Source organism: Streptomyces sp. NPDC052107 (assembly GCF_040680215.1).
GTDB lineage: Bacteria > Actinomycetota > Actinomycetes > Streptomycetales > Streptomycetaceae > Streptomyces.
On sequence record NZ_JBFAWG010000131.1, the window covers coordinates 1 to 13,978 of the forward strand.

14 protein-coding genes are annotated in these 13,978 nt (G+C 70.4%); 11 read left to right on the forward strand and 3 right to left on the reverse strand.

The genetic code is table 11. From position 1 onward, the window contains the following. Positions 1–132: 132 nt before the first annotated feature. On the reverse strand, positions 133–1,041 hold the full coding sequence (locus tag AB0M27_RS43615) for a hypothetical protein (RefSeq protein ID WP_365731111.1): 909 nt from the start codon (positions 1,039–1,041) through the stop codon (positions 133–135). Between the two features lie 727 nt (positions 1,042–1,768). On the opposite strand from AB0M27_RS43615, the gene AB0M27_RS43620 reads away from it, so the two are divergent. Continuing rightward, a complete protein-coding gene (locus tag AB0M27_RS43620) occupies positions 1,769–2,509 on the forward strand; it encodes an NUDIX domain-containing protein (RefSeq protein ID WP_365731113.1) in 741 nt (246 codons plus the stop codon). Between the two features lie 2 nt (positions 2,510–2,511). Here the strand turns inward: AB0M27_RS43620 and AB0M27_RS43625 are convergent, their stop codons facing one another. After that, a complete protein-coding gene (locus AB0M27_RS43625) occupies positions 2,512–3,885 on the reverse strand; it encodes a hypothetical protein (RefSeq protein WP_365731115.1) in 1,374 nt (457 codons plus the stop codon). Positions 3,886–4,069: 184 nt separating this feature from the next. Here AB0M27_RS43625 and AB0M27_RS43630 point away from each other — a divergent pair, with 184 nt between their 5' ends. The 8 genes from AB0M27_RS43630 to AB0M27_RS43665 are packed head-to-tail and all read left to right on the forward strand — an operon-like array spanning position 4,070 to position 10,609. After that, complete coding sequence (locus tag AB0M27_RS43630) at positions 4,070–4,861, forward strand: fumarylacetoacetate hydrolase family protein (protein ID WP_365731117.1); 792 nt, start codon at positions 4,070–4,072, stop codon at positions 4,859–4,861. Between the two features lie 54 nt (positions 4,862–4,915). Then, positions 4,916–5,785: an acetaldehyde dehydrogenase (acetylating) gene (locus AB0M27_RS43635; RefSeq protein WP_365731119.1), complete on the forward strand. Its 870-nt coding sequence runs from the start codon at positions 4,916–4,918 to the stop codon at positions 5,783–5,785. A gap of 14 nt (positions 5,786–5,799) precedes the next feature. Further along, on the forward strand, positions 5,800–6,825 hold the full coding sequence (dmpG, locus tag AB0M27_RS43640; RefSeq protein ID WP_365731121.1) for a 4-hydroxy-2-oxovalerate aldolase: 1,026 nt from the start codon (positions 5,800–5,802) through the stop codon (positions 6,823–6,825). Continuing rightward, a complete protein-coding gene (locus AB0M27_RS43645; protein ID WP_365731123.1) occupies positions 6,822–7,823 on the forward strand; it encodes a beta-ketoacyl-ACP synthase III in 1,002 nt (333 codons plus the stop codon). Before dmpG ends, AB0M27_RS43645 begins: the two co-directional genes overlap by 4 nt. Next, a complete protein-coding gene (locus AB0M27_RS43650; RefSeq protein ID WP_365731125.1) occupies positions 7,820–8,050 on the forward strand; it encodes an acyl carrier protein in 231 nt (76 codons plus the stop codon). Before AB0M27_RS43645 ends, AB0M27_RS43650 begins: the two co-directional genes overlap by 4 nt. A 7-nt stretch (positions 8,051–8,057) precedes the next feature. Continuing rightward, a complete protein-coding gene (locus AB0M27_RS43655) occupies positions 8,058–8,903 on the forward strand; it encodes a CoA ester lyase (protein ID WP_365731127.1) in 846 nt (281 codons plus the stop codon). Next, positions 8,900–9,430 carry a MaoC family dehydratase gene (locus AB0M27_RS43660; protein ID WP_365731129.1) on the forward strand — a complete coding sequence of 177 codons (531 nt, stop codon included), beginning with the start codon at positions 8,900–8,902 and terminating at the stop codon, positions 9,428–9,430. The genes AB0M27_RS43655 and AB0M27_RS43660 overlap by 4 nt, the downstream gene beginning before the upstream one ends. 9 nt (positions 9,431–9,439) lie before the next feature. Then, a complete protein-coding gene (locus AB0M27_RS43665; protein WP_365731131.1) occupies positions 9,440–10,609 on the forward strand; it encodes a GNAT family N-acetyltransferase in 1,170 nt (389 codons plus the stop codon). Between the two features lie 219 nt (positions 10,610–10,828). Here AB0M27_RS43665 and AB0M27_RS43670 read toward each other — a convergent pair whose 3' ends face one another. Beyond that, positions 10,829–11,080 (reverse strand): hypothetical protein, encoded by a 252-nt coding sequence (locus tag AB0M27_RS43670; RefSeq protein ID WP_365731133.1) that lies wholly within the window; start codon positions 11,078–11,080, stop codon positions 10,829–10,831. A gap of 495 nt (positions 11,081–11,575) precedes the next feature. On the opposite strand from AB0M27_RS43670, the gene AB0M27_RS43675 reads away from it, so the two are divergent. Further along, on the forward strand, positions 11,576–13,027 hold the full coding sequence (locus AB0M27_RS43675) for a hypothetical protein (protein ID WP_365731135.1): 1,452 nt from the start codon (positions 11,576–11,578) through the stop codon (positions 13,025–13,027). Beyond that, positions 13,024–13,605 (forward strand): hypothetical protein, encoded by a 582-nt coding sequence (locus tag AB0M27_RS43680; protein WP_365731137.1) that lies wholly within the window; start codon positions 13,024–13,026, stop codon positions 13,603–13,605. Before AB0M27_RS43675 ends, AB0M27_RS43680 begins: the two co-directional genes overlap by 4 nt. Positions 13,606–13,978 lie beyond the last annotated feature (373 nt).

A 13,978-nucleotide genomic window follows, 5' to 3' on the forward strand; every position in this document is an offset into this window, starting at 1 on the left:
ATCGACTTTCTTCGCCGATCGTTGATCCTCAAGAGTCCCGTTGCCTCGTTCAACCCCCTTGACCAGGCCGCTCACGGCTAAATGCAGCGGTGTTGCACTCCTCATGTGGGTCTGATCTTTGACGGTCAGTCCCTAGCCGACCAGGCGGCGGCGCCAGTCCGGGGGGGTGACGGTGATGGCCCGGCCGGGGTGATGGTCCCACTCGGCGTGGAGACCGACTGCTTCGAGCGCGGCCACGACCTTGTGACCAATGGCTGCAGTGGTCTCCGACGAGCCATCGAAAGCGCCGTACAGGAGCGTCAGTCCGTGGCCGGCTGCGGCAGAGTCCGTGCACTGGGTGTGGAAGTAGACGAAGCCGCGGGCGTCGGGCCCGCCTTCACCACCGATCTCGGACTGACCACAGCTACGGCAACAGGTGAAGTTCTCGCGGGCCGTGATACCGGCATCCTGCAGGGCGGTGAACGCGCGGGTCAGCCGCTCAGGGTCCGTCTCGCCCTGCCACGTGGCCTGCTCCGCGACCCGCTCCAGCCACAGCCGGTCAGCCAGCGACCGTGCCTGCTCGCGCGAGACGGGCCGGCGGTCATTGGTGACCAAATACTCCTCAGCCAGTTCGGCGCGAGAGGCGTAGCCGCCAACCAGCACCTCACGGACGCGCTTCTCCAACTCCTCACGCTCGCCTTCGCCGAGGTCGAGCGGCGGCACCTCCCCGGCGGGGCCCATGTCCAACAACGACCAAGCCAGACCACCGTCCCAGCCGGCCTCCTGGCGTGCCCAGCCGGTAATCGCAGCAACTACGACCTCGGGCCCGTCGACCATCACCTGAAACTGCCGGTCAGCGGCACCGTCGCGGTACTCCAGCGTGTAGTCACCACCGGCCTTGTGCCACACCTGGGCGAAGACGTCAGGCAGGTCGGGTATCCGCTGGACCACCAAGAAGCGGTCACCGTCACCACCGATCCGCCGGACCAGCCCTCCCAGCTCCTCGGCGGACACACGGACGTGCCGCTCCCAGTTCTCCGTCTTCACCACGATCTCGAGCATGCGCCGACTCTGACATACCCCTCTGACTGCAGACCTCCCGGGACCCGCGACGCAACCGCTGCTGTGACGGCTCGACCAGAGAGACGAGCGGCCGTGAACACGGCTCAGACGGAGGTGGGATGTCGGTGGTAGGGGCTAATGTCCGCTCGCGGGTCTGTCCAGCCAATCTGGAAAGCGGGGACCGGAGACTGTCTCCTGGGTGGGTGCACCGTTGAGCCAGCACACTTGCTCGGGTGCGCCGTCGCCAGTGTCGAACAGGCAGCACACTCCTCCGCTGTCGGCGGTGAGGTCGGTGAATACCTTCCTGATGTTGGCCGACCGCGCAAACAAGCGGCTCATGCCCGACGTCGCTGCCCAGCACTCCGCCGGCGTGTAGCCAGGATGCAGAAAGGACTCGAACCGGATCGTTGAGGTTCCCGATCTGGATGCGCCCGTCCGCCTCGGGTTCAGGGCCGTTTGTCTGCGCGTACTCACGCAGCGCATCATCGACGTCGAACATGAGGGACGTGTCGAGCGCGAGCGTGCTGCTCGTTGAGCAGCCGACCGGCTCGCTCTTGAAAGGCAACTCAGTTCGCTTACCGCGGGCGCGTTCGTACGGCCGTCCGGACGCGGCCGATGGGCTCGTGGACGAGATCCTGTCCGCCGCGTCCGGGCAGCCGGTAACTGCTGGTCGACGTGGAGAGTCGATGTCAAGCTGGCGGTCTGGAGCCGGTTCTACGATGGGCCGGTGACCGAGACGCTGCCCCCGGTGGACATTGACCTCTTCGACGTTGAACGGCTCCTGTTGACCGAAGGTGCGGAGCCGCCGCTGGCCTCCCAGGACGCTGAGGCCCGAGACCGGGTGTGGGACATGGCAGTCCGGGCCAACCCCACTCTCTTCGATGGGCCTGTGGTGGCGTGTGGGGGACTGGAGTGGACTGGCCCGCGGGTCCTGCGTCTGTCCTGGGTGCGTGTGACCTACCGGCATTACGCCTTGCGTCGCGTTCCCGGCGCCACCGCGCTGCCCTCGTTGTTCGTGAACGTCGTCCAGCCGACGGACGACGGCCGTGTGCTGGCAGCGAGGATGTCGCCCTCTACGGCCGCCCCGGGCCGCTGGCAGCTGCCCGGGGGGTCTGTGGAGCCTCCCCAGGACGGGCAGGTACTGGACGAATCGGCGCTGGCCGGCCAGGCCGCGCGAGAGCTCGCCGAGGAGTTGGGGATCGGTACGACCGCCGAGGACCTGAAGCTGTGGGTCGTCACCCGCGGCGAGAACGGCAGTATCGGCCTGACCTACCTCGCCCCGCCCCTGCCCGAGGCCATGCTGCGCGCGGACTTCACCGCTGCTGCGGAAGCCGAGCGCGTCCAGGGACGCGAACCTGAACTCGACGACATCGCCCTGGTGCGCTCACCGGATGAACTGGCCCGTCTGGCCGGTCCGCACGCGGACTACCTGGAGCCGATCGTCCGCCGCTTTGCCGGGTGCCGCTGAGGTCAGGCGCTGGCGAGGAAGTCGCGTCCACGTTCGTCGAGCTCGGCCACGCACCGCAGGCCACGGGCCCGGAAGCGTGCGAGGTCGCTGCGCATGCGGGAGATGGCCTTTCGGGTGCGGACGGAACGGACGCCGCTCATGTGGTCGATGGCCCGGTGCCAAGTGGCGCACGCCTGCTCAATGCTGCCGCGCTTGAGGTGCATCTCCGCGCCCGCGACCAGGTCCAGGGCGACGATGCGCGCGTAGGTGTCTGCCGGGCGGGCCGTGGCGGCCAGCGCGTACTGCTCGGCAGCCGCCCGATGGTCTCCTAGGGTCTCGTGGACCTTTGCGGTGCGGGAGTACACCGATGCGGCCGGTGGGCCCCAGGCCAGCGCCCAGAACGGCACCTCGTCCCCGGGGGCGCTGGTCAGCAGGGTGCGGGCGTGTTCGGCCTCGGCGAGGGCAGCGCGGCGCTTGCCGCTCTTGGCCAGGGTGTGGGCGTGAACGACGCGGAAGAGGGCTTCGGTCTGGGCATCGACCCGTCCCTTGGCCCGGTTCAGGCCGGTCTCGGCCAAGCCGAGGCAGTGCTCGGGGCGGTGGAGTCTGAGGCCCTGCATGGCCATGGTGCGCATCACGAATCCGTCGTGTCCGCGCAGGCCGGATTCGGCGGCCAGGGCGTAGGACTGGAGGTAGTAGCGCTGGGCGAGTCCCTGCTGACCTGCGTCGTAGCTTTTCCAGCCCAGCAGGTGGACGCCTCGGCTGGCGGCGGAGAGCATCTGCTGGCGGACTTCGTCGTTTCGGAACCGGGCCCGGCACAGCGGGGCGACGTCGTCGCGGAGGTAGGTGACCAGGGCGCTGCGGCCGTGTTGTCCGCCGTGGCGTTCGTCCATCTCGGAGAACGCGTGGATCATGTCGCGCACGGCGGCGACTTCGGCCATGCCGATGGTATGGCCGGTGCGGGCGGCGGCAGTGCGGGCGGCGATGTCCTGGACGCGGGTCAGGGGTAAGGCTGCGGCTGCCACGGAGTAGGCGGAGGCCGTCAGGAAGTGGCGGCGGTCCAACTCGTACCTCCACATCGGCAGCAGGGCGTCCAGCGGGTCGCTCCCGAGGGACAGTCCGATGGTGTCATTCTCGGCTTCTGCTGGGGAGGGCAGGCCGAGGTCGGCGGGGGTCAGGAGGCGGCCGAGGCGTCGGGACAGCGCGACCGCGAGGTAGCGGGGTGTGTCGCCGCGGGGCACGGATCCGCTGATCCAGTGCTCGACGTTGGACTTGTTCGTGCGTAAGCGTGCGCCGCATTCGGCGGCGACCGCGCAGACTGCCTTGGCCAGCGCCTCGTAGGTGAGGCCGGATTCGGCGACTAGGGCGCTGAGCTGGATGTTCGGCGTGCGCGTGGTCATGAGTACCTGCCCCGTATATACGCGATATACCGCTTGGCCTGCCCGTCACCGTACCGCTGTGGAGAGCCCGCCGGTTGACTCTTCATCAGGCCTGAGCCCGGTGGCTGGTACCAGTGCCGCCCTGGCTTCGTGCCCACGTCTGCGAACGGACATGTGATGCCCCATGCCCCGAGGAGGAATCGTCATGGATGCGCAGGATGACCGCTGGATCGCCGCTATGGCGTCGGCTCTGCTGGCGGCGGAGTACGAGCGCGTCCCGATTGACGCGCTGACCGTCCGGCGGCCTGGGCTGCCGTTGGAAACCGCCTACCGGGTGCAGGGGGCAGCGGTGGCTCGTCGGATCGCGGGTGGCGCCCGCGTCGTCGGTCACAAGGCTGGTGTGACTTCTCAGGCCATGCAGGAGCAGATGGGCGTCGACGAGCCGGACTCGGGCGTCCTGCTGGACGACATGGTGCTGCCCACCGGCAGCACCCTGGCCCGGCCCGTGCTGATGCAGCCACGGGTGGAGGCCGAGATCGCGTTCCGGCTCGGCTGCGACCTGGTGGGCGCGAACGTGGATCTGGAGGAGGCACGGGCGGCAGTGAAGGAGGTGTTCCTTGCCCTGGAGGTGATCGACACCCGGTTCACCAGCTGGCGCATCACGGTCGCGGACAGCATCGCCGACAACGCGTCCTGCGCTCGGGTCGTCACCGGGCCCATGGTGCCGCTGAGCACGGACATGGACCTGGCCGCCGAGCGGCTGGTCGTCAGCGTTGACCGTAACGCCGTCGCCAGCGGGGAAGGGCGAGCCGTCCTCGGTGACCCGCTGCGTGCCCTGTCCTGGCTCGCCGGACGGCTCCACCGCTTCGGCGACGGCCTGCGTGCCGGGCAGCTGGTCTTGGCCGGGGCCGTGCACGCCAGCCTCCCGCTGGAGGCCCGGAGCACGGTGTGCGTCTGCTCGCTGCATCTTCCGCCGGTCGAGCTGCACGTGCGCTAGCCGCCGGCCCCGCACACCTCATGCACCCCTCTCCCTTGAACGAAGGAGCGGCCGATGGCTGCTGATGAACAGCGTCTGTGTGTCGCGGTACTCGGCGCGGGCCTGATAGGGATCGACCTCGCCGACAAGATCCGCCGGTCGGCGAAGCTGGAACTGGCTTTGGTGGCAGGCCGCGACCCGGACGGCCTGGGCCTGCGCCGGGTGGCCGAGATGGGCCACCCGACCACCGCCGGCGGGATCCGCGCCGTGGTGGAGGCCGGCCCCTTCGATGTGGTCTTCGACGCCACCAATGCCGACAGCCACGCCGAGCACTGGGCGGCGCTGCGCCCGACCGGCACCACCCTGATCGACTTGACGCCCACGGGACTCGGCACGGTCATCGTCCCGGGCGTCAACAATCACCGGGCGGCATCCCACCGCCACATGAACCTCGTCAGCTGTGGCGGGCAGGCGGCCATCCCGGTCCTGAACGCCATCGCCAAGCGGTGCACCCCCACCTACATCGAGGTGGTTTGCACCGGGGCGAGCGCGAGCGCCGGGCGGGCCACCCGCCTGAACCTCGACCAGTACATCGCCACCACCTCCGCCGCGATCCGGACCTTCACCGGCACTCGGGAGGCGAAGGTGATGGTCAACCTCAGCCCCGCCCGGCCTGCCCCGCCGTTCCGGGTGGCCATGAGCGTCCTCGCGGACGGCATCCGCCCCGCACCGGTCCGTACGAGCATCGCGGCCGCTGCCCAGGCCGTGCGCGCCTACACGCCCGGGTTCAAGGTGACCTCGCTCGCCGTGGACCCGGGCCGGATCTCGGTCGCGGTGGAGGTGACCGCTTCCGGCGGCCGCCTGCCCCGCCACGCCGGAAGCGTCGACCTCATCAACGCCGCCGCCGTCCTGCTCGCCGAGCAGTTAGCCACCTCCTCCCGATGAAGGGAACCGCGTCCATGGACACATCCGCCCACCAGCGGCCCCGGGTCCGCCTACACGACCCGACCCTGCGCGACGGCCAACACGCGGTCGGCCACCAACTCGACGCCGACCAGCTCCGCGCCTACGCCACCGCCGCGAACGCTGCCGGAGTGCCAGTGGTGGAGATCGGCCACGGCAACGGGCTGGGCGCCTCCAGCCTCCAAATCGGCCGCGCCAGGCTCGACGACGCCACGATGCTCACCACCGTCCGCGAGACCCTCACCTCCTCGCGGATGGGCGTCTTCATGGCCCCCGGCTGGGGCACCTCCCACGACCTGGCGGCCGCCGTCCACCACGGCGCCGACGTCGTACGGATTGCCGCGCACTGCACGGAGGCCGACGTGACCGAACGCCACCTCGGCGTCGTCCGCGACCTGGGGGCCGAAGCCCAGGGCGTCCTGCTCATGAGCCACATGACCGGCCCCGGCGAACTCGCCGAACAGTGCGCCCTGATGGTGAAGTTCGGCGCCCAGGCCGTCGGCATCATGGACTCCGCCGGCCACTACCTCCCGGCCGACGTCACCGAGCGCGTGCACGCCATCGCCACAGCCGTCGCCGTGCCAGTCATCTTCCACGGACATAACAACCTGGGCCTAGCCGTGGCGAACAGCCTTGCCGCCGTGGACGCCGGGGCGTCTGTCATCGACGCGACTGCCCGCGGGTTTGGCGCCGGGGCCGGCAACGCCCAGCTCGAAGTCCTCGTGGCCGTCCTCGAACGCCGCGGCGTCGAGACCGGGATCGGCCTGCGTAAGGTACTGGCCGCCGCCGACGTTGCCGCCGACCGTCTGATGAAGGCCCCGCCGTCCATCGACTCGATCGCCGTGGCCAGTGGGCTCGCCGGGGTGTTCTCCGGCTTCAAGCGGCCGGTCCTGGAGACCGCCCGGGCCGAAGGCGTCGACCCGGTCGATTTGTTTCTCGCCCTCGGTGAGCGGCAGGTCGTCGCCGGGCAGGAAGACTTGATTGGCGATGTCGCCCATCAGCTCAAGGCGGCCAGCCGATGACCGCCGCACCCCCGCCGACGGAGCGGGCGGCCGTCGTCTGCAAAGTCGGTGCAGCACGGCCCCCGCACACCGTCTCGAACCACGACCTGACCGCACGTCTGGACACCACAGACGAGTGGATCCGCTCGCGGACCGGCATCACCCAGCGGCATGTCGCCGGGGCGGACCTGTCCACGACCGACCTCGCGGTCCGAGCCGCAGCCCAGGCCCTCGCCGACGGCGAACCGGTCACGGTAGAGGCCCTGGTGGTGGCCACGACCACCCCGGACCGCTGCTGTCCGGCCACCGCCCCCGCCGTCGCCACCCGGCTCGGGCTGACCGGCATCCCCGCCTACGACCTCGCGGCCGGCTGCACCGGCTTCCTCTACGCCCTCGCCACCGCGGCCGGGCTCATCGCCACCGGCACCGCACGCACCGCCCTGGTCGTTGGCGCCGACCGACTCGCCACCCTTCCCGACCCCGAAGACCGCACCACCGTCCCGCTGTTCGGCGACGGCGCCGGAGCCGTGGTGCTGCGCCGCGGCAGCGCGGACGAGGCCGGGGCGCTCGGGCCGGCGGTGCTGGGCAGCGACGGCACGGGCGCCGACCTGATCCAGGCCTTGCGCCCCGGCACCCTGCACATGGACGGATCTGACGTCTTCCGGCACGCCGTCGACCGCATGACCACCGCCTCCCGCCAGGCTGCCACCGCCATGGGATGGGAACTCACGGACGTCGACCGCCTCGCCCCGCACCAGGCCAACAGCCGCATCACCGCATTCGTCGCCCGCCAGCTCGGCATCCCCGACGGCCGTCAGCTCGGCAACGTGGGCGAGGTCGGGAACACCGGTGCCGCGTCCATCCCCCTGCTCCTTGCCGACGCCACCGCCGACGGCCGCCTCAAGCCCGGACACCGCACCCTGCTCACCGCGTTCGGCGCCGGACTGACCTGGGGCGCCGTGACGTTCACCTGGCCCGACCTCCCGCTCACCCGCCCTACCGGAAGGAGCCGGACATGACCGGTGACCTCACCAACATCCTCATCCACGACCTCAAGCTGCCCGCCGACCGGCTCACCGACGACGCCAGCCTCGACCACGCCGGATTCGACTCCCTCGCCGTCGTCGAACTGTCCGTCCTCCTCGCCGACCGCTACGGCATCGACATCAGCGACAGCGACATCAAGGACGCTGCCACCCTCGGCCAGCTCGACCTCCTCATCACCACCAAGCGCAGCGGAAGGTGACCACCCCATGACGAGCACCAGCCTCCGGCCCGGACGGGCCTGGATCATCACCCCCGGTCTGCACGGGGACCGCTTCGCCAGCGCGCAGAAGGCCGGCGCCGCGGTCGCCGTCGTCGACATCGAGGACTCCGTCGCCCTCCCCGACAAGCAGACCGCCCGCACCGCCTCCGAAGCGTTCTTCGCCCTCCCCGACCCGCCCTGCACCCTCGGCATCCGCATGAACAGCCTCACGACGATCGACGGCATCAAGGACCTCCTCGCCCTCGCCGCCTACACCGCCCGGCCCGACCTCATCGTGGTCCCCAAGGTGGAATCCCCCCGCGACATCGAACTCGTCGCCGCAGCCCTCGACGCCGACGACTACACCCCCGACATCTGGGCGCTGATCGAAAGCCCCCGGGCCTTCGACATCCTCCCCGCGATCATGCGCGCGCCCCGGCTCGGCGGCGTCATCTTCGGTTCAGCCGACTACGCAGCCTCCGTCCGCTGCGGCCTGGGCTGGAACGCCCTCCACTACGCCCGCTCGGCCCTCATCAACGCGGCCACCGCCGCGAACATCCCCGCGATCGACGCCCCCACCTGGGAACTCGATGATCCCGGCATTCTGCGCCGCGACGCCGAGAGGGCCAAGGAACTGGGCTTCTACGGCAAAGGCTGCGTCCATCCCCGCCACGTGCAGGTGATCAACGACGTATTCACACCCACCGCCGAGGAAATCGCCCAGGCCCGCGCCATCGTCGCAGCCGCCGACGCGAGCGGCGGAACGGTGACCACCGTCGACGGGCAGATGCGCGGCACCCCCTTCTTCAACGCCGCCCGCGCCCTCGTCGCCGAAGCGGACCGTACGTCATGACCACCGCCCTGCCCCACGGCTACCGCCAGATCGGCGAGGACCGGATCCGCGAGAGCGTCGGCCTCTCCTACCCCGAACTCGCCCCCGGCCTGATCATCGAGCACCGGCCCGGCCGGACCGTCACCGAACTCGACAACCTCCTCGGCGCCGCCCTGAGCGGCAACGTCGCCCCCATCCACACCGATGCCCACTACAGCAGCCAGACCCAGTGGGGCCGCATCCTGGTCTGCTCCGGCGTGACCCTCAACCTCGTGGCCGGCATGACCGTCCGCAGCATCAGCGGCCTGACCATCGGCAACCTCGCCGTTGACCAGGTGCGCTTCACCGCACCCGTCCACATCGGCGACACCCTGTACGCCGCAACGAAGATCCTCACCCGCCGGGCCTCCGAGACCCGTCCCGACACCGGGGTCATCACGTGCCACACCACCGCCCACAACCAGGCGGGCACCAGCGTCCTGGCCTTCACCCGCACCTTCCTCATGCCCCTGGACGCCGACGCCGCCCGCGACGCCACCCACTACTGAAGGCGGACCATGAACCAGCAACTGACCTTCGCCCCAGCCGATGACAGCCTTTGGGAGCAATACGACCAGCTCGCCACCCGCGCCTACGGCCACCCGATCGGAGACATCAGCCACCTGCGCGAACACGCCGACCTCCAAGTCGCCGTCCTTGGAGGCCGGGTCGTCGCCGGCGGCCTCGGCCTCCTCGTCGACCAGTACTTCGGCGGCGCTCCCGTCCCCAGCGCCTGCCTCGGCGACGGCTGCGTGGCCCCCGAGGAACGCGGCGACCACCTGGCCACCGACATGGCAACCGAACGACTGCGCCCCCTGATCGATCGCGGAGCGGTGGTCTCCGCGATCGTGACCTCCTCCACCGGCTACGCCCGCCACCTCGGATGGGAAGCACCCACCGACGTCTTCGCCTGGGCAGTGGCCACCGACGACCTCAAGCACTCCTTCACCAGTGAGGACTTCCAGGCCGAGTACGGACTCACCGACGAAGCCGAAGCCCTCCAACGCGACCTCGCCCGCCAATGGAACGGCCCCATCCACCGGCCCACCTGGTGGACCCGGTGGAAGCAGGACAAGAGCAACCTCACCACCTACCGCTTCGCCCGGCCCGGCCACCCCACCGCCGGCCTGCTCAGCCTCACCACCAAACGGCACGAGCGCCACGGCATGAGCCTGACCGTCCACGACTTCTGGGCCGCCAGCCAGCCCGCCGCCGCCGCCATGCTCGCCTTCCTCGGCCGCCACAACACCCGCGCCCGCACCATCACCTTCCGACGCGGCGCCCTCCCCCCTTACCCCACCCTCCTTCACGGACTCCGCCACCACCGCACCACCGCCGAAGCCTGGCACCCCTGGATGCTCCGCATCCTCGACATCCCCGAGGCCATCCGACTCCGCGGCTGGCCGGGCGACCTCAGCACCGCCGTACCGATCGAGATCGAGAACGAGACCGGCGGGTGGGGCCGATGGATGCTTCAGATCACGGCCGGAGCGGCCGAGATCATGCACACCCACATCGAGGGCCAAGTGACCTTCACACGGCGCCAGCTCGCGGTCTGGTACGCCGGCGGGTACCGGTCCACCACCTCGGCCCGCATGGCCGGAGTCCACGCCGTATCGGAGAAGGCGCTCGGGACCCTCATCCGCAGCACGGCACAGTTCGAGCCCTGGCTGCCCGACCACTTCTAGCAGGCACCTCTGCCACCTTGCCTGAGTGTCGGCAACGATCGTCTGCCGACACTTGCACCCGGGGGGCGCCGCTCGGCAGCCCGATCTATCAGCCTGGAGCCAACGCTCACCGGCTGGGCAGCGTCGTGGTCACCGGCGACAGCGCGGCCGCGATGGAAGAGCGGGCCGCCGCGTTCCTGCAGCAGCGCATCCACGTCGAGCCGCGCATCTCCAGCCTGATCAGGCAAGCACGGTGACGATCTTCCCCAGCGAGACGTAACTCTCGCTTACACCCTCGACGTTGCCCAAGCGCTGCCGCTCCAGCCGGATCGCGCCCAGATGGCGCGCCTCGTACACGAGTGCGCGCCAGGCGCCGGCCGAGGACGCGTCACGCGGGCCGTAGGTGTCCCAGAACGCGGTCCGCTCGAGGTGCGCACGGCAGGGAAGGCGGAAAACGGCGGGAGGAACGCGCAGTGGCCGACGACCTCGCACGCGTCGCAGTCGATGGGCAGGTACACGAGGATGCTGGCCTCGGTGGAGGCGCGGTGCTTGTCGAGTCCGTCGCGCTGCTCAGACCCACGCCGCACGAGGTCGCCGCGCCGCCCCCGGGTGCCTTGCGGGGGTAGCCACTCGCATTGCATCTTGCCGGTGCGCAGCCCCCCGGGGCCGCCGGCGCCTCCCGTGGTGCGCACTCGACTGCACACGCCGACTGTGCAGGACCCCGGGCCTCGTTAATCCATCCGGAACGCCGGGGGACACCCGTGGTCGGGCCGACCATGGGCCCGACCACGGCAGCTAGACGGCTGCGTTGCCGGATCGTGACAGGTGGTCGGGGCTCATGGTCGTCAGCCTGGTCGGGGGTGCCGGATGAGCTGACGGCATGGACCGCGCGCACGCCTCCTTAACTCAGCGCCCCCGGCCACCGCACGCCCGCCCGCTCGCCCCAGGCCTCAGGGGCGGCTCGCTCATGATGCGCGAGCAATCGCGATGAGCCGCTTCGGGGCAGGGATCCGGCGCGGGGCGATGGCGGCGGACCAGTTCACCCAGATCGCCAACGGCTTGTTCCGGGACAGCAGGTTGTCCTTCAAAGCGAAGGGCTTGTTCGGCTACATCAGCACCCACGTCACCGGCTGGCAGGTGACGGTCGCCGACCTCGCCAGAGCCGGGCCCGACGGGCGGGACGCCGTACGAGCCGGCCTGAGCGAACTGCAAAGGCACGGTTACCTCCTTCGCGAGCAGCTCCGGCACGAGACCGGGACGCTCGCAGAGATCGTCTACTCGATCACGGACCGACCGGCGGCCATGGACGCCGGCCTCGTGCAGGCGGCCGGTGTGGCGTTTGCCTCCGTTCCGGCCGGCGGGGCGGGGCGCGGCTGCGGGGCGGGGATCCGGCGCGGGGTGATGGGGGCGGACCAGTTCACCCAGATCGCCAACGGCTTGTTCCGGGACTCCAGGCTGTCCTTCAAGGCGAAGGGGCTGTTCGGACTCATCAGCACGCACAGGGACGGCTGGCGGATGACCGTCACCGACCTGGCGCGCCGCGGCCGCGACGGCGAGGCCACTGTGAAGAGCGGGCTCAAGGAGTTGGAGAAGCACGGCTTCCTGCTGAGGGAACGCCAGCGCAACCCGGATGGCACCCTCGGTGCGGCCGCGTACGTCATCACCGACCTGCCCAGCCTGCGAAGCAGCAGGTCGCAACCGATGTCGGGTTTTCCACCGGTGGATAACCCGACGTCGGTTCATCGGCCCCCTAAGAACACCAACGATCAGAAGACCAACAAGCAGAACACCAGCCCCCTCCGTCCGTGCGGCCCAAGCGAAGCCGCGCGAGCACCTGAACGGACGGACCAGCCGGACACGCCGACGCCCCTGCCGGACACGCCGGCGGCGGATGCGATGCACCCAGGGATCCGGCTCCTGCTCGAGATCGGAGCCTTGCGCCCTGAGCTGCTGCTGACCGGGAAGGCCCTGACCGACCAGGGCCGTGTGGTCACCGTGATGCTGGACGCCGGCTGGAGCACCGAGCATCTGCGCCGCGTCATCACCGATCGGCCCTTGCCGAACCCGGTGCGTACCTCGGTCGGGGCGATCATCGCCGCCCGCCTGCGCGCCGCCCAGGCCTACCCGCCACCCACTGCCGCGGCTGGCCACCCAAAGGCGGCTCCCAGCGACGAGCCGCCATCGCTCACGGCCACCCACCGGTCGACGACGGCGGCCGCCCGCACCGTGACCGAGGCCCTGACCTACCGGGCCCTCGTCGAATGCGCCGGCTGCGGCGCTCCCGCCCCCGGCGAGGACCTCTGCCCGGCCTGCCTCGGCTGGCCGCCCTGCCGCACCTGCCCCGGCCCGACACCCCGCCGCGCCCACCCCGGCGGCGACGGCCGCTGCACCACGTGCACCACCGCATCGACCCGCTCTGCGGAAGGAAGAAGCGCATGAACGAGCCGAGCAAGCCCATGCTCCCGGCAGAGCACGAGCGCGTGCCAGACGGCCACCAGCCGGCGGGCATGTCCCTGTATCTGCTGTTCGCGCACGAACCGTACTACCCGCTGCCCGTCCAGGAGATCAACACCTCCGTCGTCGCCGCGGCCTGCCTGCTCCACCCCCACATCACACAGCCCGACGGCATGCGCATCCACCAGCAGCTGGCGACAGGCCGCCGACCGGGCGAGATCGTGCCGCTGGCCACCCTCACCCACGAACTGGGCGGCGGCGCCCACTGGGGCGAGGTCGGCGACTGGGAGGCGGTGGTGGCCGACCTCGTCCGCCTCATCCGCAACCAAGGCTGCGCCGCACTCAGCCTGGGCCTTGCACCCATCGAGCGAGCCCTGCTGTGCAGCGGCCCCGACAGCACCGTCCGCGTCGTCGACCCAGCCACCCAGGAATGCACCTCCTACGGCCCGCCAGAGCGCGAGGCAGTCCTCAACCAGGTACGCCACCACCTCGCCTGGGCCGAGGCAGCCGGTTCCCTATGGCCCGGCGACCACCTGCTCAGCCCGCCCCGCACCAGGCCGTGAAACAGCGCAGGCTTCCCGGCGCAGCCCCGCTCCACAGCCCGAAACGGCCCATGCACCGCCACAACCGGCACCTCTGCCTGGCTTACCGAGCCCGCCCAACAGCCTCTGATCGGCCGGCCCGCGCAGCGGTCCGGCCAGCCGCGGACAGAGTTCGGCCGGGTGTCGAACACGCCGTCCTTTTGGGCCAAAGCTGCTGTGGCGGCAGAGGAACGGGGGAGGGCCTGCGGCGCCAGTGCGCGGCCTCTTGCACCCGGCTGCGGGCGGCAGCAGGCTCAACTACTTCGTTAGCTATCCCGGGTGTTGTGCTCGTATAGTTCTGTGCATGGAGTTGCTGCGGTTGTCCAAGGCTGCGAAGCGTCTCGGGATACACCCG

Excerpts from the sequence above, each read along its gene's own strand:
- AB0M27_RS43615 (WP_365731111.1), bottom strand. The coding sequence starts at position 1,041 with ATGCTCGAGATCGTGGTGAAGACGGAGAACTGGGAGCGGCACGTCCGT.
- AB0M27_RS43625 (WP_365731115.1), bottom strand. The coding sequence starts at position 3,885 with ATGACCACGCGCACGCCGAACATCCAGCTCAGCGCCCTAGTCGCCGAA.
- AB0M27_RS43630 (WP_365731117.1), top strand. The coding sequence starts at position 4,070 with ATGGATGCGCAGGATGACCGCTGGATCGCCGCTATGGCGTCGGCTCTG.
- AB0M27_RS43635 (WP_365731119.1), top strand. The coding sequence starts at position 4,916 with ATGGCTGCTGATGAACAGCGTCTGTGTGTCGCGGTACTCGGCGCGGGC.
- dmpG (WP_365731121.1), top strand. The coding sequence starts at position 5,800 with ATGGACACATCCGCCCACCAGCGGCCCCGGGTCCGCCTACACGACCCG.
- AB0M27_RS43645 (WP_365731123.1), top strand. The coding sequence starts at position 6,822 with ATGACCGCCGCACCCCCGCCGACGGAGCGGGCGGCCGTCGTCTGCAAA.
- AB0M27_RS43650 (WP_365731125.1), top strand. The coding sequence starts at position 7,820 with ATGACCGGTGACCTCACCAACATCCTCATCCACGACCTCAAGCTGCCC.
- AB0M27_RS43655 (WP_365731127.1), top strand. The coding sequence starts at position 8,058 with ATGACGAGCACCAGCCTCCGGCCCGGACGGGCCTGGATCATCACCCCC.
- AB0M27_RS43660 (WP_365731129.1), top strand. The coding sequence starts at position 8,900 with ATGACCACCGCCCTGCCCCACGGCTACCGCCAGATCGGCGAGGACCGG.
- AB0M27_RS43665 (WP_365731131.1), top strand. The coding sequence starts at position 9,440 with ATGAACCAGCAACTGACCTTCGCCCCAGCCGATGACAGCCTTTGGGAG.
- AB0M27_RS43675 (WP_365731135.1), top strand. The coding sequence starts at position 11,576 with ATGAGCCGCTTCGGGGCAGGGATCCGGCGCGGGGCGATGGCGGCGGAC.
- AB0M27_RS43680 (WP_365731137.1), top strand. The coding sequence starts at position 13,024 with ATGAACGAGCCGAGCAAGCCCATGCTCCCGGCAGAGCACGAGCGCGTG.